This is a genomic window from Haemophilus parainfluenzae (genome assembly GCF_036288925.1).
Lineage (GTDB): Bacteria > Pseudomonadota > Gammaproteobacteria > Enterobacterales > Pasteurellaceae > Haemophilus_D.
Genome location: NZ_CP127167.1, coordinates 1,788,948 through 1,811,457, shown reverse-complemented (window position 1 = coordinate 1,811,457; position 22,510 = coordinate 1,788,948). Strand labels below are relative to the sequence as shown.

At 39.1% G+C, this 22,510-nt stretch carries 24 protein-coding genes; 12 read left to right on the top strand and 12 right to left on the bottom strand.

The window, feature by feature from the left end; all coding sequences use genetic code 11:
- Positions 1-72: 72 nt before the first annotated feature.
- The 4 genes from QQS40_RS09185 to QQS40_RS09170 are packed head-to-tail and all read left to right on the top strand — an operon-like array spanning position 73 to position 4,529.
- Positions 73-489: a CidA/LrgA family protein gene (locus QQS40_RS09185; RefSeq protein ID WP_289901740.1), complete on the top strand. Its 417-nt coding sequence runs from the start codon at positions 73-75 to the stop codon at positions 487-489.
- A 6-nt stretch (positions 490-495) separates the two neighbouring features.
- On the top strand, positions 496-1,191 hold the full coding sequence (locus QQS40_RS09180) for a CidB/LrgB family autolysis modulator (protein WP_289901791.1): 696 nt from the start codon (positions 496-498) through the stop codon (positions 1,189-1,191).
- Complete coding sequence (locus QQS40_RS09175) at positions 1,188-2,540, top strand: anti-phage deoxyguanosine triphosphatase (protein WP_289901741.1); 1,353 nt, start codon at positions 1,188-1,190, stop codon at positions 2,538-2,540. Before QQS40_RS09180 ends, QQS40_RS09175 begins: the two co-directional genes overlap by 4 nt.
- Positions 2,541-2,585: 45 nt before the next feature.
- Positions 2,586-4,529: an ABC transporter ATP-binding protein gene (locus tag QQS40_RS09170; protein WP_289901742.1), complete on the top strand. Its 1,944-nt coding sequence runs from the start codon at positions 2,586-2,588 to the stop codon at positions 4,527-4,529.
- 44 nt (positions 4,530-4,573) lie between these two features.
- On the opposite strand, the gene QQS40_RS09165 is transcribed toward QQS40_RS09170, so the two are convergent.
- From QQS40_RS09165 to QQS40_RS09120, 10 genes are all read right to left on the bottom strand, one after another.
- Positions 4,574-5,944, bottom strand: coding sequence for a sodium-dependent transporter (locus QQS40_RS09165; protein WP_049374534.1), 1,371 nt, complete (start codon positions 5,942-5,944; stop codon positions 4,574-4,576).
- A 26-nt stretch (positions 5,945-5,970) separates the two neighbouring features.
- On the bottom strand, positions 5,971-6,606 hold the full coding sequence (gene nth, locus QQS40_RS09160; protein WP_289901743.1) for an endonuclease III: 636 nt from the start codon (positions 6,604-6,606) through the stop codon (positions 5,971-5,973).
- A complete protein-coding gene (rsxE, locus tag QQS40_RS09155; protein ID WP_289901744.1) occupies positions 6,603-7,313 on the bottom strand; it encodes an electron transport complex subunit E in 711 nt (236 codons plus the stop codon). The genes nth and rsxE overlap by 4 nt, the downstream gene beginning before the upstream one ends.
- Before the next feature lie 10 nt (positions 7,314-7,323).
- A complete protein-coding gene (gene rsxG / locus QQS40_RS09150; protein WP_289901745.1) occupies positions 7,324-7,950 on the bottom strand; it encodes an electron transport complex subunit RsxG in 627 nt (208 codons plus the stop codon).
- Entirely contained in the window at positions 7,950-9,032 is a 1,083-nt protein-coding gene (rsxD, locus tag QQS40_RS09145) for an electron transport complex subunit RsxD (protein WP_289901746.1), read from the bottom strand. Before rsxD ends, rsxG begins: the two co-directional genes overlap by 1 nt.
- Before the next feature lie 14 nt (positions 9,033-9,046).
- Entirely contained in the window at positions 9,047-11,512 is a 2,466-nt protein-coding gene (gene rsxC, locus QQS40_RS09140; protein WP_289901747.1) for an electron transport complex subunit RsxC, read from the bottom strand.
- Between the two features lie 7 nt (positions 11,513-11,519).
- Positions 11,520-12,098 carry an electron transport complex subunit RsxB gene (gene rsxB, locus QQS40_RS09135; protein ID WP_369866522.1) on the bottom strand — a complete coding sequence of 193 codons (579 nt, stop codon included), beginning with the start codon at positions 12,096-12,098 and terminating at the stop codon, positions 11,520-11,522.
- 70 nt (positions 12,099-12,168) lie between these two features.
- Positions 12,169-12,747, bottom strand: coding sequence for an electron transport complex subunit RsxA (gene rsxA / locus QQS40_RS09130; RefSeq protein WP_049363585.1), 579 nt, complete (start codon positions 12,745-12,747; stop codon positions 12,169-12,171).
- Between the two features lie 101 nt (positions 12,748-12,848).
- Positions 12,849-15,002, bottom strand: coding sequence for a YccS family putative transporter (yccS, locus tag QQS40_RS09125; RefSeq protein ID WP_329504927.1), 2,154 nt, complete (start codon positions 15,000-15,002; stop codon positions 12,849-12,851).
- A gap of 94 nt (positions 15,003-15,096) precedes the next feature.
- Positions 15,097-15,753, bottom strand: coding sequence for a curli polymerization inhibitor CsgI-related protein (locus tag QQS40_RS09120; RefSeq protein WP_329504926.1), 657 nt, complete (start codon positions 15,751-15,753; stop codon positions 15,097-15,099).
- Positions 15,754-15,874: 121 nt separating this feature from the next.
- On the opposite strand from QQS40_RS09120, the gene QQS40_RS09115 reads away from it, so the two are divergent.
- The 5 genes from QQS40_RS09115 to cspD all read left to right on the top strand — a co-directional run bounded on the left by QQS40_RS09115 (position 15,875) and on the right by cspD (position 17,785).
- Positions 15,875-16,144 carry an acylphosphatase gene (locus tag QQS40_RS09115; RefSeq protein ID WP_080969800.1) on the top strand — a complete coding sequence of 90 codons (270 nt, stop codon included), beginning with the start codon at positions 15,875-15,877 and terminating at the stop codon, positions 16,142-16,144.
- 70 nt (positions 16,145-16,214) lie between these two features.
- Positions 16,215-16,535 carry a YqcC family protein gene (locus QQS40_RS09110; RefSeq protein ID WP_314690440.1) on the top strand — a complete coding sequence of 107 codons (321 nt, stop codon included), beginning with the start codon at positions 16,215-16,217 and terminating at the stop codon, positions 16,533-16,535.
- The gene (gene truC, locus QQS40_RS09105) at positions 16,536-17,252 is read left to right on the top strand and encodes a tRNA pseudouridine(65) synthase TruC (protein ID WP_329504920.1); all 717 of its coding nucleotides are present in this window, start codon (positions 16,536-16,538) and stop codon (positions 17,250-17,252) included.
- A gap of 12 nt (positions 17,253-17,264) precedes the next feature.
- Entirely contained in the window at positions 17,265-17,429 is a 165-nt protein-coding gene (locus QQS40_RS09100) for a YoaH family protein (RefSeq protein ID WP_128787298.1), read from the top strand.
- A gap of 146 nt (positions 17,430-17,575) precedes the next feature.
- Positions 17,576-17,785, top strand: coding sequence for a cold shock domain-containing protein CspD (gene cspD / locus QQS40_RS09095; RefSeq protein ID WP_049358078.1), 210 nt, complete (start codon positions 17,576-17,578; stop codon positions 17,783-17,785).
- Between the two features lie 80 nt (positions 17,786-17,865).
- On the opposite strand, the gene matP is transcribed toward cspD, so the two are convergent.
- Positions 17,866-18,315, bottom strand: a complete 450-nt coding sequence (gene matP / locus QQS40_RS09090; RefSeq protein ID WP_126471477.1) for a macrodomain Ter protein MatP — start codon at positions 18,313-18,315, stop codon at positions 17,866-17,868.
- Between the two features lie 102 nt (positions 18,316-18,417).
- Here matP and QQS40_RS09085 point away from each other — a divergent pair, with 102 nt between their 5' ends.
- Positions 18,418-20,220 (top strand): AAA family ATPase, encoded by a 1,803-nt coding sequence (locus QQS40_RS09085; protein ID WP_329504917.1) that lies wholly within the window; start codon positions 18,418-18,420, stop codon positions 20,218-20,220.
- 169 nt (positions 20,221-20,389) lie between these two features.
- Positions 20,390-20,923, top strand: a complete 534-nt coding sequence (fabA, locus tag QQS40_RS09080) for a bifunctional 3-hydroxydecanoyl-ACP dehydratase/trans-2-decenoyl-ACP isomerase (protein WP_014065350.1) — start codon at positions 20,390-20,392, stop codon at positions 20,921-20,923.
- Positions 20,924-20,981: 58 nt separating this feature from the next.
- Here the strand turns inward: fabA and ybaK are convergent, their stop codons facing one another.
- Positions 20,982-21,461, bottom strand: coding sequence for a Cys-tRNA(Pro) deacylase (gene ybaK, locus QQS40_RS09075; protein WP_005696054.1), 480 nt, complete (start codon positions 21,459-21,461; stop codon positions 20,982-20,984).
- A 76-nt stretch (positions 21,462-21,537) separates the two neighbouring features.
- On the opposite strand from ybaK, the gene QQS40_RS09070 reads away from it, so the two are divergent.
- Entirely contained in the window at positions 21,538-22,491 is a 954-nt protein-coding gene (locus QQS40_RS09070; RefSeq protein WP_289901753.1) for an oxidoreductase, read from the top strand.
- The last annotated feature ends 19 nt before the right edge of the window (positions 22,492-22,510 follow it).

Here is a 22,510-nt window from a genome sequence, read left to right as displayed (position 1 = left end):
AGAGGGGGTAATTCTAACAAAAAAAGCGTAAAATAAATTTGAATTATTGTTAAATAAGTTGAAAGAGGAAATATGTTACTCCAAAAAGGCGTTCAACTTGTTCGCTCACTCGTGATTTTATACATTATGTTGCTACTCGGCAATTTGATTTCGCACTATGTACCCGTTGGAATTCCTGGCAGCATCTGGGGATTATTGATACTTTTTATCGGATTAACCACTCGTATCATTCGCTTGGAATGGATTTATTTGGGTTCTAGTCTATTGATTCGTTACATGGCAGTACTTTTTGTGCCGGTGAGTGTAGGCATTATTAAATATTATGATTTACTTGTTGCTCAATGGAAAATTTTACTTATTCCAAATATTCTTAGTACTTTTCTGACGCTCTTCATTATCGCATTTCTTGGGAATTATTTGTTTTACAAACAATCCTTTACCCATAAACGTCAAAAAGTATTAGAAAAACGTAATATTCAAGCAGAGTAAGGTTTCATTATGCAATATGCAATTTATCTTTATACCGGTTTAACGATTTTCGGATTTTGGCTCGCATTGCAAATTAGTAAACGTTGGAAATCTATGATTTTCAATACCTTCGTCCTAACGGTATCAATTCTCGTGCTGATTTTAGAAATTGGGGATATTTCTTATGATGATTACATGGCGGGGAATACACCAATTAATAATTTGCTTGGTTTAAGTATTGTGGCGCTTGCCTTGCCATTGTATGAGCAGCTTCAACAAATCGCGAGACAGTGGAAAATCATTCTTTCTGTGGTGATATTAGCTTCTTTGCTTTCTATGTTTACTGGCGCTATTTTGGCAATTATTTTAGGAGCGAGTCCTGAAATGGTGGCGACCGTATTACCCAAATCAATTACCACGCCAATTGCGATGGAAGTGTCTTCTCATTTAGGCGGTATTCCAGCCGTTACAGCCGTAGGCGTGATTGTTGCAGGTTTGCAAGGTTCGGTTTTTGGTTATCTCATCTTGAAAAAACTCGGTATCAAACAACAAGAAGCGGTGGGGTTATCTGTTGGTGCAGTTTCTCACGCACTCGGCACAGTAAGCTGTATGGAAGCTGATCCGAAAGCGGGGAGTTATAGTTCGATTTCTTTGGTACTTTGCGGTATTATGAGCTCAATTTTAGCCCCCTTAGTATTCCATGTTATTCGTTTATTTTTATGAGAACCCAATTAGCTGATTTTTGGACTGAACGTTTCCTTCCTGATCCGCCTCGCGAAAAAGATCACCGACCACCATTTCGTCGTGATCGCGGGCGGATTTTACATTCTGCTGCTTTCCGTTGTTTACAAGCCAAAACACAGATTCACGCGGTGGGTGAAAATGATTTTTATCGTACTCGTTTAACTCATTCCCTTGAAGTGGCACAAATCGGTAGCAGCCTGGTTTCCCAATTAAAATTTGCGGAAAGTTATGTTGCTATTTCAGACCAGCTTCATATCGAAAAAAGTGAATTACAGAAACAACTCAAGCCTTTATTACCAAGCAATGATTTAATTGAAAGTTTGTGCTTTGCACATGATATTGGTCATCCACCGTTTGGTCATGGTGGGGAAGTGGCGCTCAATTATATGATGCGTAATCATGGCGGCTTTGAAGGCAATGCGCAGACATTTCGTATTATTACTAAACTCGAGCCTTATACTGAAACAGCAGGGATGAATTTAACGCGTCGTGCTATTTTAGGTGTGGTGAAATATCCGAATATTTTAGACTTATCTTCCCCGCAATATGCCCAGTTGCCGCATACTGAAAACGCTGATCCGCGTTATGTCAAAATTAGCGATTGGAAGCCTGGAAAAGGGTTATTCCGTGATGACGTCACAATGTTTACTTGGTTGTTGCAAAACCTTTCTGAAAATGACCGCACTTTGTTTGGTTCATTTCAAAAAGTGCGGTCAAATCCTGCTGAGTTTTTAAAAACACAATTTAAATCATTAGATTGCAGCATTATGGAATTGGCGGATGATATTGCGTATGGGGTACATGATTTAGAAGATGCGATTGTGACTGGTGTAGTAAATCAACATCAGTGGCAAGAAGCATTGGCTGAACTTAAAACAATTCCTTCAGATTGGTTGGCAAAAAATATAGAGCAAGTTAGCCAACGATTGTTCTCCAATCATCATTTTGAACGTAAAAATGCCATTGGGGCATTAGTGAATTTCTTTATCACCCATGTGCGTTGGAAAGTCACCGGCAATTTTGATGAACCTTTGTTACGTTATAACGCAGAATTACCACAAGATGTGATTGCGGCATTAAATGTGTTCAAAAAGTTTGTGTGGAAATATGTAATTCGCCATGTGGAAACGCAACGTATTGAATATAAAGGACAACGTATTCTCACAGAAATGTTCCAGATTTTTGAGTCTGACCCAGAACGTTTATTGCCAACGAATACCGCTAATCGTTGGAGAAATGCACCGGAGCAGGGTAAAAAACGTATTATTTGTGATTATATCGCGGGCATGTCAGATGCCTATGCCTTAAAGGTTTATCACCAGCTCTAAAGTGCGGTTATTTTTATTGATATTTTGAATTTATAGGACAATTTTGTGGCATTAATTAGTTTAACTAACGCTTATCTTTCTTTTAGTGATCATCCTTTACTTGATCATGCTGAACTTCATATTGAACCCAATGAGCGCGTGTGTTTAGTGGGGCGCAACGGTGCAGGTAAATCGACTTTATTAAAAATTATTGCACAGCAAGTCACCATGGATGACGGCAAAGTGCAGTATGAAAAAGATTTAGTGGTTTCACGTTTAGAACAAGACCCGCCTCGCCATGCTGAAGGAAATGTATTTGATTATGTGGCAGAAGGCATTGAGCATTTAGCGGACTTGTTAAAGGAATACCATCATATTTCGCAAGAGTTGACACAAAATTATAGTGAACAAACTCTTAACCAACTGGCACAAGTGCAAGCAAAATTAGAGCATGCCAACGGCTGGCAGTTTGAAAATAAAATCAATGAAGTATTGCAAAAACTCGAGTTAAATCCTGATACTAAATTAGCCGATTTATCGGGTGGTTGGTTGCGTAAAGCCGCTCTTGCTCGTGCATTGGTGTGTAACCCCGATGTCTTGTTATTAGATGAACCAACCAACCACTTGGATGTGGATGCAATCGAATGGTTAGAAAACTTCTTATTAGAATTTACCGGAAGTATTGTATTTATTTCCCACGATCGTTCTTTTATCCGCAAAATGGCGACCCGTATTGTGGATTTAGATCGCGGGAAATTAGTGTCTTATCCAGGTAACTATGATTTATACCTCACCGCTAAAGAGGAAAGCTTACGTGTCGAAGCATTGCAAAATGACCTTTTTGATAAGCGTTTAGCGCAAGAAGAAGTTTGGATTCGTCAAGGGATTAAAGCGCGCCGTACGCGTAATGAAGGCCGTGTGCGAGCTTTAAAAGCTATGCGTGAAGAACGTCGCCAACGTCGTGAAGTGATGGGCGCCGCCAAGTTACAATTAGATAACTCAAGTCGTTCTGGCAAAATCGTATTTGAAATGGAAAATGTGAGCTATGAGATTGAAGGCAAACAGCTGCTCAAAGATTTCAGCACGACCATTTTACGTGGCGATAAAATTGCATTGGTTGGTCCAAATGGCTGCGGAAAAACCACCTTTATTAAACTTTTATTAGGTGAAATCAAGCCAACGAGTGGCAGCATTCATTGTGGTACAAAATTAGACATTGCTTATTTTGACCAATATCGTGCCGATCTCGATCCAGAAAAAACGGTGATGGATAACGTTGCCGATGGCAAGCAGGATATTGAAGTCAATGGCATAAAACGTCATGTCTTGGGCTATTTGCAGGATTTCTTATTTCCCCCCAAACGAGCTATGACACCCGTAAAAGCGCTTTCAGGTGGTGAACGTAACCGTTTGTTATTGGCTAAATTATTACTGAAACCTAATAATCTATTGATTCTCGATGAACCAACCAATGACTTGGATGTAGAAACCTTAGAATTATTAGAGGAAATTCTCACGGATTATCAAGGCACCTTATTGATTGTCAGCCATGATCGTCAGTTTATTGATAACGTCGCAACGGAGTGTTATTTCTTTGAAGGTGACGGCGTATTGAATAAATACGTAGGCGGTTTCTTTGATGCAAAAGGACAACAAGCTAATTACTTTGCTATGAAAGCAGAGCAAGAGACCCAAAAATCCAAAAAAGAAGCACCAAAAGCACAGGAAAGTGCGGTTAAAAATGACGCTGTTTCTCAAAAGCCAAAATCCGTTAAACTTTCTTACAAAGAACAACGTGAGTTAGAACAGCTACCGCAATTGTTGGAAGAATTGGAAGAGAAAATTACTGCACTTCAAGCTGAAATTGGTGATCCTCACTTTTTCCAACAAGCCCATGATGTAACAGATGCTAAGCTTAAGGAATTATCGGACACTGAAGCGGAGCTTGAAACGGCTTTTCTTCGTTGGGAAGAACTTGAAGAGAAAAAAACTCAAGCTGAAGCAAAATAGAGGATAGATAAAAAGAAACCGAGCTAAATAGCTCGGTTTTTTTATTAAATATTACTGATAAAAATCACCAAAATAATCACTGGAACCACAAATTTAACATAGTTAAACCAAATTGTGGTGAAGCGTGAATTTGGTGTTGGAGAGAGCTCTTTTTTTGCATCGTCTTTTAACACGAAACCAACGAAAATGGCACAGCCAAGTGCGGTCAGCATAAAGAGAATATTTCCGCTAACAAAATCGAAGGCATCGAAAATGCTTTTACCGAATATGGTGAAATCTTTCCAAAGGTTATCACCTAGAATAGATGGCACGTTACCTAATAAGAAAATCCCCATTAAGGTAACAAAAATTGCTTTGCCTCGGCGCATTCTGAGTTTTTCTTGTAACGCGGTGATGATGACTTCGTAAATCGTAATTGACGTGGTTAATGCTGCAATAAGCAATAAACCGAAGAACACGATAGCAAAGAATTTACCCGCCCATAAATGTGAGAATACAATTGGTAAACTTTGGAAAACCAAGGTTGGCCCTGCGTTAGGTTCAATGCCGAATGTGAATAATGATGGGAAGATCATAAAACCACATAACACGGCGATAATGGTGTTAGTAAAACCCGTAATAACGGCTGTTTGAATAAGGTTTTCTTCCTTGTTCAAATAGCTGGAGAGGGTAATCAATACACCGAAACCAAGGCTTAAAGCGAAGAATACTTGCCCTAATACGAAGATGAATAATTTAGGTGTGATTTTGCTGAAATCAGGCTTTAAGTAGAAAGTCACACCTTCCATTGCGCCAGGTAAGGTGAGGTTACGAATTACCATGCCAATTAGGAAGATAAAGAGCAATGGCATTAAGTATTTCACGGAACGTTCAATCCCACCAATGATACCTTTCGCTAAAATGATGTAATTCACCGCCACAAACAGGAAGGTATAAAGCATGATTTCCCATGGACTGTTGCTGATATGTAAATCGTAGAAATCTTTGGCTACTTCTTTTGTTATTGGTGCAGAAATATCAAGGGTGTTATTAATTAGGCTGATGATATAAGACATCACCCAACCACCAAGCACCATATAATAGGCCATGATACCAAATGCGCCGAGAAGCCCCATGTAGCCGAGAATCTTCCAATATTTGGAGATGTTTTTACCTTTATCTTGGATTTTATCGCCAAAAGCATCAATGGAATTCACACGCAAACGGCGTCCGATAACGTTTTCCACTAAAATCATCGGGATACCAATCACAATCATCGCAATACAAAAGAGGAGTACATAGGCACCACCGCCATTTTCACCCACTAAATAAGGAAAGCGCCATGTTGCCCCAAAGCCAACTGTCGCACCCGCTACGGTGAGCACATAAGTTAGTCGACTAGACCACGTTTGGCGAGATTGATTGTTTGTTGTCATAATATATTCCGTTTGATTTTATTCGTTTAATATTCTGTTTTTTCTTTGTATTCGCAGAGATCTTCAATAATGCAAGCACCGCAGCGAGGTTTTCGTGCGGTACAAGTATAGCGCCCGTGTAAAATAAGCCAGTGGTGTACATCTACTTTAAATTCTTTAGGCACAACTTTGAGCAGTTTTTCTTCTACTTTTACCACATCTTTACCAGGGGCAAAATTCGTGCGGTTGCATACGCGAAAAATATGGGTATCCACTGCAATAGTCGGGTGGCCGAAAGCGGTATTTAATACCACATTTGCTGTTTTTCTACCGACACCCGCAAGGGCTTCTAAGGCTTCACGGCTTTCAGGTACTTCGCCGTTGTGTTTCTCAACTAAATCACGGCAGGTTTTAATAATATTTTCTGCTTTGCTGTTATAAAGCCCGATGGTTTTAATGTATTCTTTTAACCCCTCTAAGCCAAGATCTAAAATGGCTTGTGGAGTATTTGCTACAGGGAATAATTTTGCCGTCGCTTTATTGACACCTTTATCGGTGGCTTGGGCCGATAAGATCACGGCGATGAGTAATTCGAAAGGCGAATTATACTCTAATTCCGTGGTGGGACGCGGGTTTTGCTCCCTAAGTCGAGTGAGAATTTCAATTCGTTTAGCTTGGTTCATTTTTTCATATCAATTCGGTTTTTAATCGCCAATAGGATGCCTAATCCAATAAAGGCACCTGGCGGAAGAATAAAGAGTAAAAAGCTACTGTCAGCGTGATAAATATGTAATGTAAGGAATTTCGCACCTTGACCAAATAAGTTTTCAATCCCTTCGAAAAGGGTACCTTGACCTAAGATTTCACGTAATGCACCTAATACGGTGATACTTAATGCCATGCCTAACCCCATTGAAAAACCATCCCAGGCAGCATGTGCTACGCTATTTTTAGAGGCAAAGGCTTCTGCACGGCCAATCACAATACAATTGGTGACGATTAAAGGAATAAAAATCCCGAGAGCTTGATAGAGTGTATAGGTATAAGCATTCATTAATAATTGCACCACCGTTACGGTAGTCGCAATAATCATCACATAAATCGGAATACGGATTTCATGAGGTATTTGCTTACGAAAGAGTGAAACAATTGTATTGGTGCAAGTTAAAACCAACATAGTTGCAAGCCCTAAACCTAAGGCATTTGTTGCCGTACTCGAAACAGCTAAGAGCGGACAGAGTCCTAATAATTGCACGAGAGTTGAGTTGTTTTTCCACACACCCTGAATAAAGATTTCTTTCCAAACAGAAGGCGTTTGCGTTATTTCTTCTGAATTTTCAAGCGCACTTTGCTTATCAAGTGCGGTCGTTTTTTCGGTTAAATCAGTCATAATAAATATCCTATTGCGCGTATTTTTTTGCCATCTCGTTGAGTAATGCTTCATTTTCAAGCATCACGAGAGCAGAGCGTTTTACTTGATTCACAATCGCGCGCGGCGTAATAGTTGCGCCAGAAAATTGATCAAATTTACCACCATCTTTTTTGACCGCCCAATCTTTTAGGCTTTCTGGTACGATAACTTGGTTTGTAAAACTTAAAATCCAGTCAGAAATGCGAAGTTCGATTTTATCGCCTAATCCTGGGGTTTCATGGTGTTCAATCACACGCACACCTAAAACTTCACCTTTTGGTGTAATCCCTACTAATAAACGGATATTTCCCGAATAGCCATCTGGCGCTGTCGTTTCATAAGCATAGGCTGTTAGCACATGATCTTTGATCGCAAAATAGACTTTTTGAATACCTTTGAGTTTATCTTGCTCAGGTATTTCAACGCTTTCAAGCAAGTTATTATTGAAATACGCTTGAGGGATGACTTGAAGCAATAACGCTTTTTGTTGTTCAGCCATGGCTTCATCAATTTTATCTTTTGTTAGCATATAAATGCCCGCAGAAACTGCTGTACAAAGCAATGCGATGAAACCTAATAAAAGACCAAAACGGGAGGTGACTTTTAAAATACCCATTATTTTCTCCCTTTTGTAAAGTGCCCAGCTACGCGAGGACGGGTGTAGTAGTCGATAAGTGGCACACAAATATTACTTAATAAAATCGCAAATGCCACGCCGTCAGGGTAGTTTCCAAAGTAACGAATGAGGTAAACCAATAGTCCAACTAATGCACCAAATACAAGCTTACCACGAGGTGTAATAGAAGCGGTGACAGGGTCAGTCGCAATAAAGAATGCGCCGAACATCATGGCACCGCTAAAGAGTTGGCTAATCATACTTAAATGATGATGACCTGACATCGCAGTGATTGTTGCTAAGGTTACAAAGGTCACGAGCATTGAAACGGGAATTTGCCAGTGAATTTTTTTCTTTAAGATTAATACAATCCCACCAAGCATGAATGCCAGATTAACCTGCCACCAACCTTCAGCGAAGTCAGTCCCGTTTTGTAATAAAATCGGTAATTTTACAAAATCATGGAATACGCTTTCATCGCCTTGATGTAAGTTATAGAAGATTTTTGCGCTGTCTAATGGTGTCGCTTGTGTAATTCCATCAATGGAATGGACGAGTTGGCTTAAGCTAAAACCATCAGTGGTTAAGCCTGTGAAAATTAAAGAAAGCGAATCTGCAAATGTTGGGGGTTCATTTAATAATGAAATCGGTGGCATCCAACTAGTCATTGGTAGTGGGAAAGAAATCAATAGCACCACATACCCCACCATAGCCGGATTAAATGGGTTTTGTCCTAAACCACCATAAACATGTTTACCTAGAATAACAGCAGAAAGCGTACCAATTAAAATTACCCAATAAGGTGCATAAGGCGGAATCGCCATCGCTAAAATTAAGGCAGTAAGCACCACACTAAAATCTGAAATATAGACAAGATTTGGCTTATTGCGCAATTTGGTCACAATAAACTCAAGCAATAATGCGAAAGAAATAGCCAAAGCGGATTGCACCAAAACACCCATTCCAAAATAATAAATTTGTGTGAGCAGAGCAGGCAACATGGCTGCAATCACCCATAACATAATACGGGCGGTTAATTTGCCTGAATGGGTATGAGGCGAACTCACCATTTTCTTAAACATAATCTTTTCCTGCGTTATTCTATTTCTTTGGCAGCTTCAGCCGCCGCTTTTTTTGCTTTAGCTCTTGCTATGGCTGTTGCGATAGCGGCTTTTTTCGGATCAAGCGCGGTTGAGTTTTCATCTGTTTTTTCGACCGCACTTTCAGTTTCATTTATTGTAACTGCTTCACTTTGAGCGGCAACTTTCTTAGCTTTAGCTCTCGCAATGGCTGCAGCTACCGCGGCTTTTTTCGGATCAAGCGCGGTTGAGTTTTCATCTGTTTTTTCGACCGCAATTTCAGTTTCATTTATTGTAACTGCTTCACTTTGAGCGGCAACTTTCTTAGCCTTAGCTCTCGCAATGGCCGCAGCTACTGCCGCTTTTTTCGGATCAAGTGCGGTTGGGTTTTCATCCGTTTTTTCGACCGCACTTTCTGTTTCATTTGTTGTAACTGCTTCACTTTGAGCAGCAGCTTTCTTCGCTTTGGCTCTTGCAATGGCTGCAGCTACAGCCGCTTTTTTCGGATCAAATATGGTTGGATTTTCATCTGTTTTTTTGACCGCACTTTCAATTTCATTTGTTGTAACTGCTTCATTTTGAGCGGCAGCTTTCTTCGCTTTGGCTCTCGCAATGGCCGCAGCTACTGCAGCTTTTTTCGTATCAAGTGCGGTTGGATTTTCATCTGTTTTTTCGACTGCGCTTTCAGTTGCATTTGTTGTAGCAGTTTCACCTTGAGCAGCTGCTTTTTTTGCTTTTGCTCTTGCTAGAGCTGCAGCAACAGCTGCTTTCTTCGCCTCTTTTTCGTCAGTTTGTGACGTTGTTGCTTCTGTCACAGTGCCTGTATCTGCTTGTGCTTGTTGTTTAGCTAGGCGACGGGCTTTACGTTGCTCCATGAGCTCATGGTTATCCGGTAAGATTTCACCTTTCTCAGATACAATAGTTTTTGTTTCTTTATTTGCTGCTGAACCCGCTTGTTTTGCTTTCAAGCGTTCTAACGCCGCTTTAACCGGGTCTTCACCTTTTTGTTTTGCAAGCTCTTCACGGCGAGCTTCTGCCGCACGTTGTGAACGTGCTTTACGCTCTTGTTCTTCACGCTCCATACGAGCTTGTTTGGCTTCAAAACGGATTTTAGCCTCTTCAGCTTTTTTTGCTTTTTCTTTAATTTCCCAAATTTTGGCTTTTTCCTGACGGAAATATTGGATAAGTGGAATATGGCTTGGACAAACATAAGCACACACACCACATTCAATACAATCTTTTAAGCTGTATTCTTCAGATTTTTGATGATCTTCACTGCGAGCATACCAATAAAGTTGCTGTGGCATTAAATTGACTGGGCAAGCATCAGAACAAGCAGAGCAGCGGATACAAGATTGTTCCGGTTCGGGTTCACCATATTCAAAATGATCAGGTGCCAATAGACAGTTACTTAATTTGGTGACGGGGGCATTGAGATCTGAAAGTTGCAAGCCCATCATTGGCCCACCTGCAAAAACAGGGAAGCGTTCGTCATATTGATAGCCAACTTGTGCCAATAAGTGGTCAACTGGTGTACCTAAGCGAACCCAGTAGTTGCCTTTCTCGGAAATTTTATCACCAGTCAGCGTGACGACACGCTCAATTAACGGTTCGTCATTAATGACCGCTCTTTTTATCGCAAAAGCCGTGCCGACATTATGCATTAATACGCCAATATCGTAAGAGCGTCCACCGCTTGGCACTTCTATACCGGTAAGTAAATAAATCAGTTGTTTGGCTGCACCTGATGGATATTTAGTCGGAATAACGCGCAATTCAATGTCATTTGCACCCTGTAGTGATTGTTGAATAGCCTGAATCGCTTCAGGTTTATTGTCTTCAACCGCAATCACCACTTTTTCAGGGCGTAAGATATAACGTAAGATGCGAATCCCTTCGATCATTTCATCGGTGTAATCACGCATTAAGCGGTCATCACAGGTAATATAGGGTTCACATTCTGCACCGTTAATAATTAAGAGTTTAACTTTCTTTTCAGCCGATTGGATTTTGGCTGCAGTCGGGAATACCGCACCACCTAAGCCGGCAATGCCAGCTTGGTAAATACGATCAATAAGTTGCTCTACCGGTTGTGTAAAAAATTCTTCAAGTGGAAATTGCTCACGCCATTTATCCAAACCATCCGCTTGAATATGAATCATGTCTTCGGTTAAACCAGAAGGATGAGGCGCAACATGTTTTCCGATAAATTTTACAGTACCAGAAGTTGGCGCATGAACAGGCAAGGTTCTTAAGCCATCGCCTTGTGTTAAAGGCTGGCCTTTAAGGACATAATCGCCTTCTTTAACTAATATATTTCCTGCAGTGCCAGCATGTTGTTTAATCGGCACATAAAAATCATGAGCAAGTTTTGATTGCTGAATAGGGGATTGGTTTGATTGAGATTTCATTTCCGGAGGATGAATTCCGCCTTTAAAATCCCAAATTTTGCCGGAGTTAAATCTTGTTAATACATCAGCCATGTGATTCCTACTCCCCAACCACTAATTTTTTCTCGATTTCTGTGGTATTTACGACTGGAATGACTAATTTAGGATCAAACTTCCAGTTCCAATTATCAATATCTTTTTTCACTTTAATCATGGAGATGCAATCTGTTGGGCAAGGTGCAACACAAAGTTCACAGCCAGTACAGAGATCAGGAATAATAGTATGCATGGCTTTGTTTGTGCCGATAATCGCATCAACAGGGCAGGCTTGAATACATTTGGTACAGCCAATACACATATTTTCATCAATAAAGGCAACCATTTCTTCTGGTTCTGCCACATCATCCATTGCGGGTACATCAACGCCCATGATTTCGGCTATTTTTACTACCGTTGGTCGACCACCCGGCACACATTTTGTGATAACGTCACCATTGGCAATCGCTTCGGCATAAGGCTTGCAACCAGGATAGCCGCATTGCCCACATTGGCTTTGCGGTAAGATGGCATCAATTTTTTCAACGATAGGATCAGCTTCGACTTTTAATTTAATCGAAGCAACGCCTAAAATCGCACCAAAAATTAAAGCGAGAACGGTTACTGAAATTAAGATAAACATTATTTTTTAGTGTTATTCCAAAATAAGCCGAGAAAAATCACTGTTACAGTAATAAACATCAAGAGATAAATCATTTTACTAATCCGGCGAAGCCCATAAAGGCGAGAGACATCAAACCGGCCGTAATTAATGCGATAGACGAGCCACGAAACGTAATGGGCACATCTGCAGCAACTAAACGTTCACGTAAGGCTGCAAATAAAACTAAAACCAGCGCAAAACCTAAAGAGGCGCCAAAACCATAAATGACAGACTCGGTTAAATTGTGTGCCAAATTGACATTTAATAATGCCACACCGAGAACTGCACAGTTTGTGGTAATCAGTGGCAAGAAAATCCCTAATAAGCGATAAAGTGATGGACTCGTTTTATTGATCACCATTTCAGTAAATTGAACCACAACGGCAATCACTAAAATGAAGACTAACGTGCGCAAAAATGTGGCGTTTAGCGGCATTAAAATATAATTATCGACTAAATAAGAACACAGTGATGCTACAGTTAATACGAATGTCGTAGCAAGCCCCATACCAATCGCCGTTTCAATCTTTTTGGATACGCCCATAAATGGACAAAGTCCTAAGAATTTGACCAAAACGAAGTTATTGATTAATGCAGTACTGATAACGAGTAGAATATAATGTGTCATTGCGTCTAAATTTATTTTATATAAGTGAGGTATTATCCCTGTTTATCGCCTTGAGAACAATAAAAAATTCGGGGTAGTGCGGTCAGTTTTTCCTTTGTTTTTTATTTGTTCATTGGTTCTACCTGGCTATGTTGGAAATAGCGATATAGCTGAGGTAGCAATTGAGAAATCAAATTAAGTTGCTGGTATGGCAAAGCAAAGACCGCATTGTTTTTGGCTTGGGTTTCATCCCACTGAATTTTTTTAAGGCTTTGTTCAATACTATTTTGGAGCTTTTCAAAAATTTCAGGACGAAGTTTTTCGATATTTTCCAGTGTATATAAAACCTTTTTCGCAATAGGATAAAAGTCTGACAAAAACTCGGTAGTTTGTTGTAATTGCGCCATTTTATTGCGATATGCCCCTAAAGCAGAAATATAGCTTAATAGGGAATAATTCATTTTTAACAAGTCAAAACCTTCCTGCAAATAGGCCTGATATTTCTTCGGCTCATTATTCATATTGGAAAGCGTTGTGCTTAATGCTGCCGCATATTGATGAGCGTTACGGCGTGCAATACGGTATTTTAAATTATCGCTTTTACCAAATTGCAGTTGGCTAATAATGTGTAAGAAATACTGCGCATCACTTTGCATCGCTCGGCGACTCACTTTATCGAGTTGCAGATATTTCCAATCCGGCCATAAATAAGAAACCGCAAACCATGCAATGGCTGAACCTAAGACTGTATCAATGAGGCGAGGGAAGAGCGCCGATTGTGTGTCAAATCCCATCACATCGAAACTGATCAATACCTGTAAGGTAATAAAGAACGTTGAGAAACTGTAATTATTACTGCGGAAGAAGAAAAACAGCGTACTGGTGACCACCATTAAACCCAGTTTCATCTCTAATGTGGGGTTGAGATAGGGCAATAAGGAGCCAATAATTACCCCTAAAATCGTCCCAATAATACGCTGACGTAACCGCACTTTGGTTGCGGAATAGTTTGGTTGACAAACAAAGACCGCTGTAAGCAAAATCCAGTAACCCAAATTAAATTGGAAGAATTCAACAATAGCGCAACATAAAAACACCACGATAGACAAACGCACAGCATGGCGGAAAAGCGGTGACTCAAAAGTGAAATTGCTTCCAATAACAGAAAGAATATTTTTTAATCCTGTAATTTGTTCGGTATGAATTTGTGCAGTTTGCTCATTTTCATTGCTTTCTTGTTCGAGCTGACGTAATTGCCAGTTAATGCTTTGCAGGTTATCAATCAGTGTTTGAAGGGCAAGCAAAACATTGTTTTGATTGGTGTGTTCTTTACTATAAAGCTCAAGGGATTGAATTGTACCCATTAACGCTTTTTCTACGCGAATATTATAGTGATAAGGCGTATTTTGACGCAGACAAGCCGTAATATCATGACAGGCTTGTGCTTGTAATTCGAGCAAGCGCTGAATACGGAAAATTAAATCTGTATTTTTGAGCTGTTCCGCAATTTGTCGATAATCAAAATGTGTCGAATTGGCACGCTCATGAATGTCTTGCGCAGCAAAATAATAGCGGAGCATACGTTGTGTACGAGCATGGCGATGTTGTCCACGAATACGGTAGAAAAGCGCTGTTCTTGCTTGATTGAAGGCATCTACCACATTGGTATTTTTCATCGCAAAGTTAAGATGTTTTTTCTCAATTTCATCAATTTCATCAGGATCAAAAAATTCTGATTTGGCATCTAAATAATTACCTAATGCACAAAAAGCTTTTGCGACACTTTCTTGTACAGGACGGTTTGGGAAAAAGAGATAGACGATAATGGTCACAATACTGTAGAGCAAAGTGCCTAATAAAATCATTACTGGATTGATAAACCAACTTGAAGAATTATCTGGTATATAAGTGAGCGTCGTATAAATAGCAACCACTAGCGTACCAAAAGCAATAGTACGATAACGTTCACCTACAGCGCCAACCATCGTAAATAAAAAGGTGATGATGGTCATCAACAATACATATTGGATAGGTTGACCAATATTAAGCTGAACGATGAAGGTTGAAATAGAAAAGGCAATTAATGTGTAAAAGATATTTTTTAATCGTCCAGTGAGGCGATTATCTAAATCCACTAAACCGCCAGCAATAATGCCTAAAATTAAGGGCATGGATTGCGTAGAAATATCAAATAACCAAACACCAAATGCGGCTATATTCACTGCAATAAAAATAGGTATTGAAGCGATTACTTTTGCATTAAGCCATTGATTCATATTGATATCCTCGAATATTTCGTCGTTAAGTATTAAATAGAAAAGAAGTGAGAGGAAGGCCCACTTCTTTTTTCTAACGTATGGTTAAAAACGCTTATTTTTGTTTTTTCGCCCAGTTTAAGAAACGAGTTTGGGTTTCTTTATCGGCTTGTTGGAACCAGTATTGTAATTGTTGTTCAGCAATGTTTTCACCTTGTACAACCACTTTGCCTTTCATTGTTTTTCCTGACACAATGGGCATCATTCCAACTGCAGGAACAGCTAAAGCAGAAACTGCCGCTGGCGCATTTGAGGCATTATATTCAGCTAAATCGTTAACAATATTCGCAGCGGGGAATAAACCTTCTTGTTTTAAGGTGTCGATTTTAGCATCAATTACATTACCTGATTTTGTTTTAACGGTAATTTGTGGTTGTTTATTAAATTTTTCACCCTCTTCTTGAGAGCGAATTTTTTCGGCAAATACCACAACATCATCAGCCGTACCTTTGAAGGTCACAATAATAGGATTAGATTCAAAAAGCGCTTGGCTAGAGCCTGATCCTACGATTTCGCCTAAACGAACAACAACTTGTTGTGTTTGGTTCGTATCAGCATTGAATGATTTTTTTTCTTTTAGAAGAGATTTGCTGGCTTTTTGGCCGTTGATTGCAAGAAATTCAAGGTTTGATGAACTGGTTACCATGCCAGCTAAGCTACTCATACTGACAGCAAGTGCGACAACGCCTAAAGCAAACTTACATAATTTCATAATTACTCCTTTTATTTTTTGAATGAAATTAGATAGTTGTAATGCTATGCTAAATTTAAAAAAATGGGAATAGGAAAGTGCGGTTAATTTTTAAAAAGTTTTTGTAATAAAGGAGTAAATCATGGCAAAACGATTTGTTGTATATGGGCGAGTTCAAGGGGTAGGATTTCGCTATTTTACTTGGAAGGAGGCAGAGAAAATTGGCATTAAAGGCACCGTCAGAAATTGTGCAGATGGGAGCGTGGAAATCGTAGCCGAAGGTAATGATGGCCAACTACAGGATTTTTATAATTGGTTAAAAGTCGGTCCAAGAACTGCAAGTGTAGAACGAGTCTTAGAGGATAATATTGAAAATAAACACTATCCTGACTTTTCTATTATTCACCGTTAAAACAGACCGCACTTTACAGCGTTAATTGATGCTCGTAGAATACGCCGCTCATTTATAAATAGGAAAAATTATGCGTAATCAAACAAAACTTCATCTTCAACAATTACAGCTTGCCATGCAAAAGCTTGATTTATGGCAAGCGGTTCCGCCTCCACAAGACGCTTTTTTAAGCCAGGAGCCTTTTGCTATTGATACCATGTCACCAGAAGAATGGTTGCAATGGATTTTCATCCCAAGAATGTTCGCCTTACTTGAAAGCGGGGCAGATTTACCTTCACAAATTGCGGTATCTCCTTATTTAGAGGAAGCATTTAAAGAAGCAGAAGAAGATTTTTTAGTTGAATTATTAACCCCGCTACGTGAATTAGAAGCCTTATTACAAAATCAATAAATGTTAGAAATTTTATACCAAGATGAATATCTTGTCGTCGTCAATAAACCAGCAGGCATGTTGGTGCATCGTAGTTGGCTTGATACGCATGAAACGCAATTTGTGATGCAAACCTTGCGCGATCAAATCGGGCAGCATGTTTTTCCTATTCATCGATTAGATCGCCCTACATCAGGTGTATTGCTATTTGCCTTAAATAGTGAAATAGCAAATTTAATGTGTCAGCAATTTGAACAGAAAACGGTGCAAAAATCTTATTTAGCGATTGTGCGAGGGTATTTGCAAGGGGAAGGACGGATTGATTATCCCCTTAAAATCCAATTAGATAAGATTGCGGATAAATTTGCGCAAGAAGATAAAGCGCCTCAAGAGGCGGTGACGGATTATGAAGGCTTAAAAATTGTGGAAATGTCTTATGCGGTAGGGCGTTATCAAACCGCGAGATATTCATTGGTGAGGTTAGTTCCTCAAACGGGCAGAAAACACCAGTTACGACGTCACATGAAGCATATCTTTCACCCTATTTTAGGTGATACACAATATGGTGATTTACATCAAAATCGTGCTTTAACAGAATATTCTGGCTGTCAGCGTTTATTTTTACACGCAGATACACTTATTTTTGAGCATCCTATTCATTTTACCAAAATAGAAATTAAGGCTGGTATAGATGAACAATGGAAGCGTGTGATGGAATTATTTAATTGGTCAATTTAACGAGAAGAAATCATGTTAGACATTAATTTAACCCATGAACAACAACAAAAAGCCGTAGAACAAATTCAGGAATTAATGGCACAAGGAATGAGTAGCGGCGAAGCCATTCAAATTGTGGCAAAAGCATTACGTGAAATTCATCAAAAAGATGAGAAATCGATTTCTGAGAGTAAATAAATAAAATTTTTGTGATCAATGTATCATTTTTTAAGTTTCCTTGTTGCATAAAAAAATAAAATGTTTGAATATATTTCTAATTTAGGTGATAAGGCATGAGTCTTATTGTTTTTAGGTATTAATGGCGAAGCCTATAGAGGTCTACTATGGAAATTGGTGTAGTAAAATGGTTTAACAACGCAAAAGGATTTGGGTTTATTTCTGCAGAAGGCGTGGATACAGACATCTTTGCACATTATTCAGCGATTGAGATGGATGGTTACCGTTCATTGAAAGCAGGGCAGCGTGTGCAGTTTGAGGTGATTCACGGCGACAAAGGATCTCACGCTACAAAAATTATTCCGATTGTGGAATAGATGGAACGCTAAAACGTTTCAAAATTTTCTCTATTTAGCATAATCAAAAGCCAAGGTTTCGACTTTGGCTTTTTTTCATCTTATTTATTGAGCAAATTTTTTAAACCGGCTTTCATTGCCGTCATTTGGCTTTCATATAATGCTTTGCTTTCACGTTCATCAATCATATAAGTGATAGTTTCAGAAAGTGTCATTTTCATTTTGCGTGAATATTTAGATAAACGAAGCCAAACACCATATTCTAAATCAATAGATTTTTTCTTCGTTGATTGTTTTTCAGCATTAAAAAAGCGTTTACGTCTTGCACGAATAGCCTGGTCAAGTTTAATAGGTAAATCAAGAGAAAGGTGATTTTTAATCCATTCCTCTATTTTTTCAGGATAATTCTGACATTCTATTAATTCTTGAACTTTGCTTTCTTCTAAGCTTTTTTCTTCATAACGGGTAATTTTTTCCCCTTCGCGATATTTGCGAATGAGATAAATCCATTTCCAGTTTGCTTCTTGGTTTTCTAATTTCTGATATTTCATCGTTTTATTATGCTTTTTAGTGACGTGGTAACCTCATAAATATACGCGCTTTAAACAAAATTTTCCAGTAGATTTTTATAACGGATTTTCACTTAGGATGAAGTGTGCGATAATACCGCCAATTTAATTAAAGCGAGATATGTCGTGACTTCAACATCTTCGGAACAAGCCTTAAATTGGCGAGCCTTACAACCAGAATTATCGATTACTGAACTTTCAGCTGAAAAGGCTGATTTTTGGTCATTACAAAAACATGCCACAAAAGCGATTTCTTTATTTTTAAAACAGCCTCGTCGCTCTCTATTGGTTTTAAAAGCCGATGATCAAGCAGAATATGCAGATTTATTAGCGGAACTTATTCGCCAAGAACAGCCAAAAGAGCGGTCAGTTTTTGGGGTGAATTATGTAGTTGAGCAGGGAGATTCTTTTTCTTTCCCTCGTATTTATACTGAGCCTGCCCAATCTCTCGCTGATAATTTTGCTGCACAAGGTGATGTACTGAAGGCATTACATGCCGATCAATTTAGTCTTTTTGGTAGTGTGCGAGTTCACCCAAGTTCGCAAGATATTTTGCTTACACCAGGTTTAGTGCATCAAGCCAATGGGGGCGTTTTGATTTTAAGTGCAGCAACGATGCTAAGCCAATTTGATTTATGGCAACGCTTAAAACATATTTTACAAACGCAAACTTTTGATTGGTATTCAGCCCATCCATTTAAAACCTTGCCTTGTGATATTCCAAGTTATCCACTTAATTTAAAAGTGGTGATTTTAGGCAATCGCACTGAAATTGCGACCTTAGGTGAGTTAGAAGAAGATCTTTACAGCTTGGCTGATTATGCTGAAATTGAAAGTTATTATTCTGTTGCACAACCTAAAGCACAAGAAAATTGGGCTAATTATGTGTTGGCATTAGCCTCAAAATATGAGCTCGATTTAGATTTAACCGCATTAAATAAACTCTATCAGTTATTGGTGCGTGAGAGTGAAGATCGCTTTTTAATTAACATTTCACCGTTAAAAATAACAGAAATGTTGCTTAATTCCGCGACGTTGTCACAAAAACAAACCTTAAGTGCGGTTGATTTTGAACAAGCTTTTAAACAAAAGAACGAACAGCACGGTTTTTTACGTGAACGTACTTATGCGGATATTCTCAATGAGCAAATTTATGTGGAAACCAACGGCGAAATTGTTGGGCAGATTAATGGCTTGTCTGTGATTGAATATCCTGGTACCCCCGTTTGTTTCGGTGAACCTTCTCGTATCAGTTGCTTAGTGCAGTTTGGTGATGGTGAAGTTGTGGATGTGGAGCGTAAAAATGAATTAGCGGGCAACCTCCACGGAAAAGGCATGATGATTTCTGAAGCGTGCTTGGCAAGTATCTTAGAGTTGCCATCACAGTTACCATTTTCTGCTTCTTTAGTATTTGAGCAGTCTTATGGTGAAATTGATGGTGACAGTGCGTCTTTAGCTATTTTCTCCGTATTGGTCAGTGCGTTATCTGATTTGCCGTTGCCACAAAATATTGCCATTACCGGTACCATTGACCAATTTGGTTTGGTGCATGCGGTAGGTGGTGTGAATGATAAAATTGAAGGCTTTTTCACTATTTGCCAACGTCGTGGTTTGACGGGTAAACAAGGGGTGATTATTCCTGCAACAACAATTCAGCAATTAAGTTTATCTGATGAAGTGGTTGAGGCGGTGAAAAATGAGCAGTTCTTTATCTATCAAGTCGAAGATATTTATCAAACAGCCAAAATCCTATTTGACCGCGATTTATTGGAAGAGAAAGAAGAATATGCGAAGGGCAAAGAGCCTATTGCGCGTTTAATTCAAAATCGAATTGCTTTCCGCTCGGAAACGCCGAAAAAAAGCTGGTTAGATTTCTTTAAATCTTAATTTTCTTAAAAGCGAGCCTTGTGTTCGCTTTTCTTTTATCTTAATTTCACTGACTGATCCGACAAGTTGAGCTAACAAGTGTTCGCTGTTTACATTTCTTATAAATCCCCATAAAATCCTTACTTATTGGTTGTAACCAAGTAAAACTATGTATACAAGGAAATAAAAAATGGAAAACACCTGTACACCAAATATTAAAAGCAGCTATACCTATGAAGATTTATTAGCTTCTGGGCGTGGTGAATTATTTGGTAAAGAAGGCCCGCAACTTCCAGCACCAACGATGTTGATGATGGATCGTATTGTAAAAATGACCGAAGACGGTGGTGCGTTTGGTAAAGGGTATATTGAAGCAGAATTAGATATTCATCCAGATTTACCGTTTTTTGGTTGTCACTTCATTGGTGACCCAGTCATGCCAGGCTGCTTAGGCTTAGATGCGATGTGGCAATTGGTCGGTTTCTTCCTTGGCTGGGTAGGCGGTAAAGGTAAAGGCCGTGCATTAGGCGTTGGTGAAGTGAAATTTACCGGACAAATCTTACCAAGCGCGAAAAAAGTGGTTTATCGCATCAATATGAAACGCGTAATTAATCGCAAATTAGTGATGGGAATGGCTGATGGTGAAGTGGAAGTAGATGGTCGTGTTATCTACACTGCAACTGATTTAAAAGTTGGCTTATTCCAAGATACATCAAGTTTCTAATTTAAATAAACACAACATCATAAAAAAGATAGCCCGATTTACTCGGGCTTTTCTTTTCCTATTCTTCGTCAATGATATCGACAAATTCGGCATTCAGTAATTTAGCTAAATCTTGTGGGGCCAATTCGACGCTTAATCCGCGTTTACCACCTGAAACAAAAATCGTATCAAACTCAAGTGCGGTCGAATTTATCACTGTTTTTACACGTTTCTTTTGACCTAATGGACTAATGCCACCGACTAAATATCCCGTGCTTTTTTGTGCCGCATCTTTATCGGCCATTTCCACTTTTTTGACACCAATGGATTTTGCCGCTTTCTTTAAACTCAACATATTTGCCGTGGAAAGTACAAAACACGCTAATTTTTTCTGATCACCATTTTCAGCGACTAAAAGTGTTTTAAAGGATTGGTGCGGATCAAGCCCAAGTTTTTCAGCGGCTTCATCGCCAAAATGCGTATTGTTAGGGTCATGATCATAGGTATGGAGAGTAAAAGGAATTTTATTTTTCTTTAGTAAATCAATTGCCGGTGTCATCTGATTTCCTTATGTATTTATTAGTCTTTTTTCTGTAGAATGAATCGGTTCAGAACATTTTACAGCGGAGAGAAAAATGGACGCAAGCCTAAATATTGCTATTGCAGCAGAATTTGATCTATGTGAAAAAATTGCCGAAGCCCTTGAACAAAGTGAGCTAGATGTTGGCAAGGTTTCAATTGTAGAAATTTATCCTTTTGAAGAAGAGCAAGCAGTACGTTTTCGCAATAAAGCCGTTGCTCAATTAGCCACCGATGAGATTGAGTGGGATAGCATTAATTATCTTTTCTTCGCTGGCCAAATTGACCAAGCCCCCTTATTAGCTCAAGCCGCAGAAAGTGGCTGTGTGGTGATTGATTTAAAAGGGATTTGTGCTGCATTGTCTGATGTACCCGTCGTGGTCCCTACAATCAATGAAGAAAATCTGACTGAGTTAAGACAACGTAACATTGTGAGTTTGCCCGATCCGCAAGTGAGTCAATTAGCTTTATCTTTATTACCAATCGTTCAACAAACAAATTTAACTCAAGTTTTTGCAACGTCACTTTTACCGGCTTCTTATACGGATGGTGAAACCGTGAATAAACTTGCTGGACAAACCGCTCGTTTACTGAATGGTATGCCATTAGAAGAAGGTGAAACTCGTTTTGCCTTTGATGTGTTTCCACAACAAGCGGCAAATTTAAATCTGCAATTACAAAAAATCTTTCCACAGTTAGGCAATGTAATTTTCCACCAAATTCAAGTGCCAGTCTTCTACGGCATGGCACAAAAAGTGACCGCACTTTCAGATTATGAATTTGATTACCAGCCACAACAAAGCGAATTGGTTGAATTACACGATAGCCTTATTACGCCTGTGATTAACGGTGAAAATGAAAATGGTGAAGACAGCGTAAAATTGCATATTAGCCAACAAAGTGCGGTTGAAAATGGCATCGAATTTTGGACGGTTGCAGATGAGCAACGTTTCAATATTGCCTTATTAGGTGTGAAATTACTTGAGTCGATTTATCACCAAGGTTATTAATTTAAGTTAAGGGGAAGAC

Bases quoted from the DNA above. Each gene is read 5' to 3' on its own strand.
- QQS40_RS09175 (WP_289901741.1), top strand. From the start codon at position 1,188: ATGAGAACCCAATTAGCTGATTTTTGGACTGAACGTTTCCTTCCTGAT.
- rsxE (WP_289901744.1), bottom strand. From the start codon at position 7,313: ATGACTGATTTAACCGAAAAAACGACCGCACTTGATAAGCAAAGTGCG.
- yccS (WP_329504927.1), bottom strand. From the start codon at position 15,002: ATGAATCAATGGCTTAATGCAAAAGTAATCGCTTCAATACCTATTTTT.
- QQS40_RS09185 (WP_289901740.1), top strand. From the start codon at position 73: ATGTTACTCCAAAAAGGCGTTCAACTTGTTCGCTCACTCGTGATTTTA.
- rsxD (WP_289901746.1), bottom strand. From the start codon at position 9,032: ATGTTTAAGAAAATGGTGAGTTCGCCTCATACCCATTCAGGCAAATTA.
- QQS40_RS09115 (WP_080969800.1), top strand. From the start codon at position 15,875: ATGGCAAAACGATTTGTTGTATATGGGCGAGTTCAAGGGGTAGGATTT.
- rsxA (WP_049363585.1), bottom strand. From the start codon at position 12,747: ATGACACATTATATTCTACTCGTTATCAGTACTGCATTAATCAATAAC.
- QQS40_RS09110 (WP_314690440.1), top strand. From the start codon at position 16,215: ATGCGTAATCAAACAAAACTTCATCTTCAACAATTACAGCTTGCCATG.
- rsxC (WP_289901747.1), bottom strand. From the start codon at position 11,512: ATGGCTGATGTATTAACAAGATTTAACTCCGGCAAAATTTGGGATTTT.
- rsxB (WP_369866522.1), bottom strand. From the start codon at position 12,098: ATGTTTATCTTAATTTCAGTAACCGTTCTCGCTTTAATTTTTGGTGCG.
- QQS40_RS09100 (WP_128787298.1), top strand. From the start codon at position 17,265: ATGTTAGACATTAATTTAACCCATGAACAACAACAAAAAGCCGTAGAA.
- ybaK (WP_005696054.1), bottom strand. From the start codon at position 21,461: ATGACACCGGCAATTGATTTACTAAAGAAAAATAAAATTCCTTTTACT.
- cspD (WP_049358078.1), top strand. From the start codon at position 17,576: ATGGAAATTGGTGTAGTAAAATGGTTTAACAACGCAAAAGGATTTGGG.
- rsxG (WP_289901745.1), bottom strand. From the start codon at position 7,950: ATGGGTATTTTAAAAGTCACCTCCCGTTTTGGTCTTTTATTAGGTTTC.
- fabA (WP_014065350.1), top strand. From the start codon at position 20,390: ATGGAAAACACCTGTACACCAAATATTAAAAGCAGCTATACCTATGAA.
- nth (WP_289901743.1), bottom strand. From the start codon at position 6,606: ATGAACCAAGCTAAACGAATTGAAATTCTCACTCGACTTAGGGAGCAA.
- truC (WP_329504920.1), top strand. From the start codon at position 16,536: ATGTTAGAAATTTTATACCAAGATGAATATCTTGTCGTCGTCAATAAA.
- QQS40_RS09165 (WP_049374534.1), bottom strand. From the start codon at position 5,944: ATGACAACAAACAATCAATCTCGCCAAACGTGGTCTAGTCGACTAACT.
- matP (WP_126471477.1), bottom strand. From the start codon at position 18,315: ATGAAATATCAGAAATTAGAAAACCAAGAAGCAAACTGGAAATGGATT.
- QQS40_RS09070 (WP_289901753.1), top strand. From the start codon at position 21,538: ATGGACGCAAGCCTAAATATTGCTATTGCAGCAGAATTTGATCTATGT.
- QQS40_RS09120 (WP_329504926.1), bottom strand. From the start codon at position 15,753: ATGAAATTATGTAAGTTTGCTTTAGGCGTTGTCGCACTTGCTGTCAGT.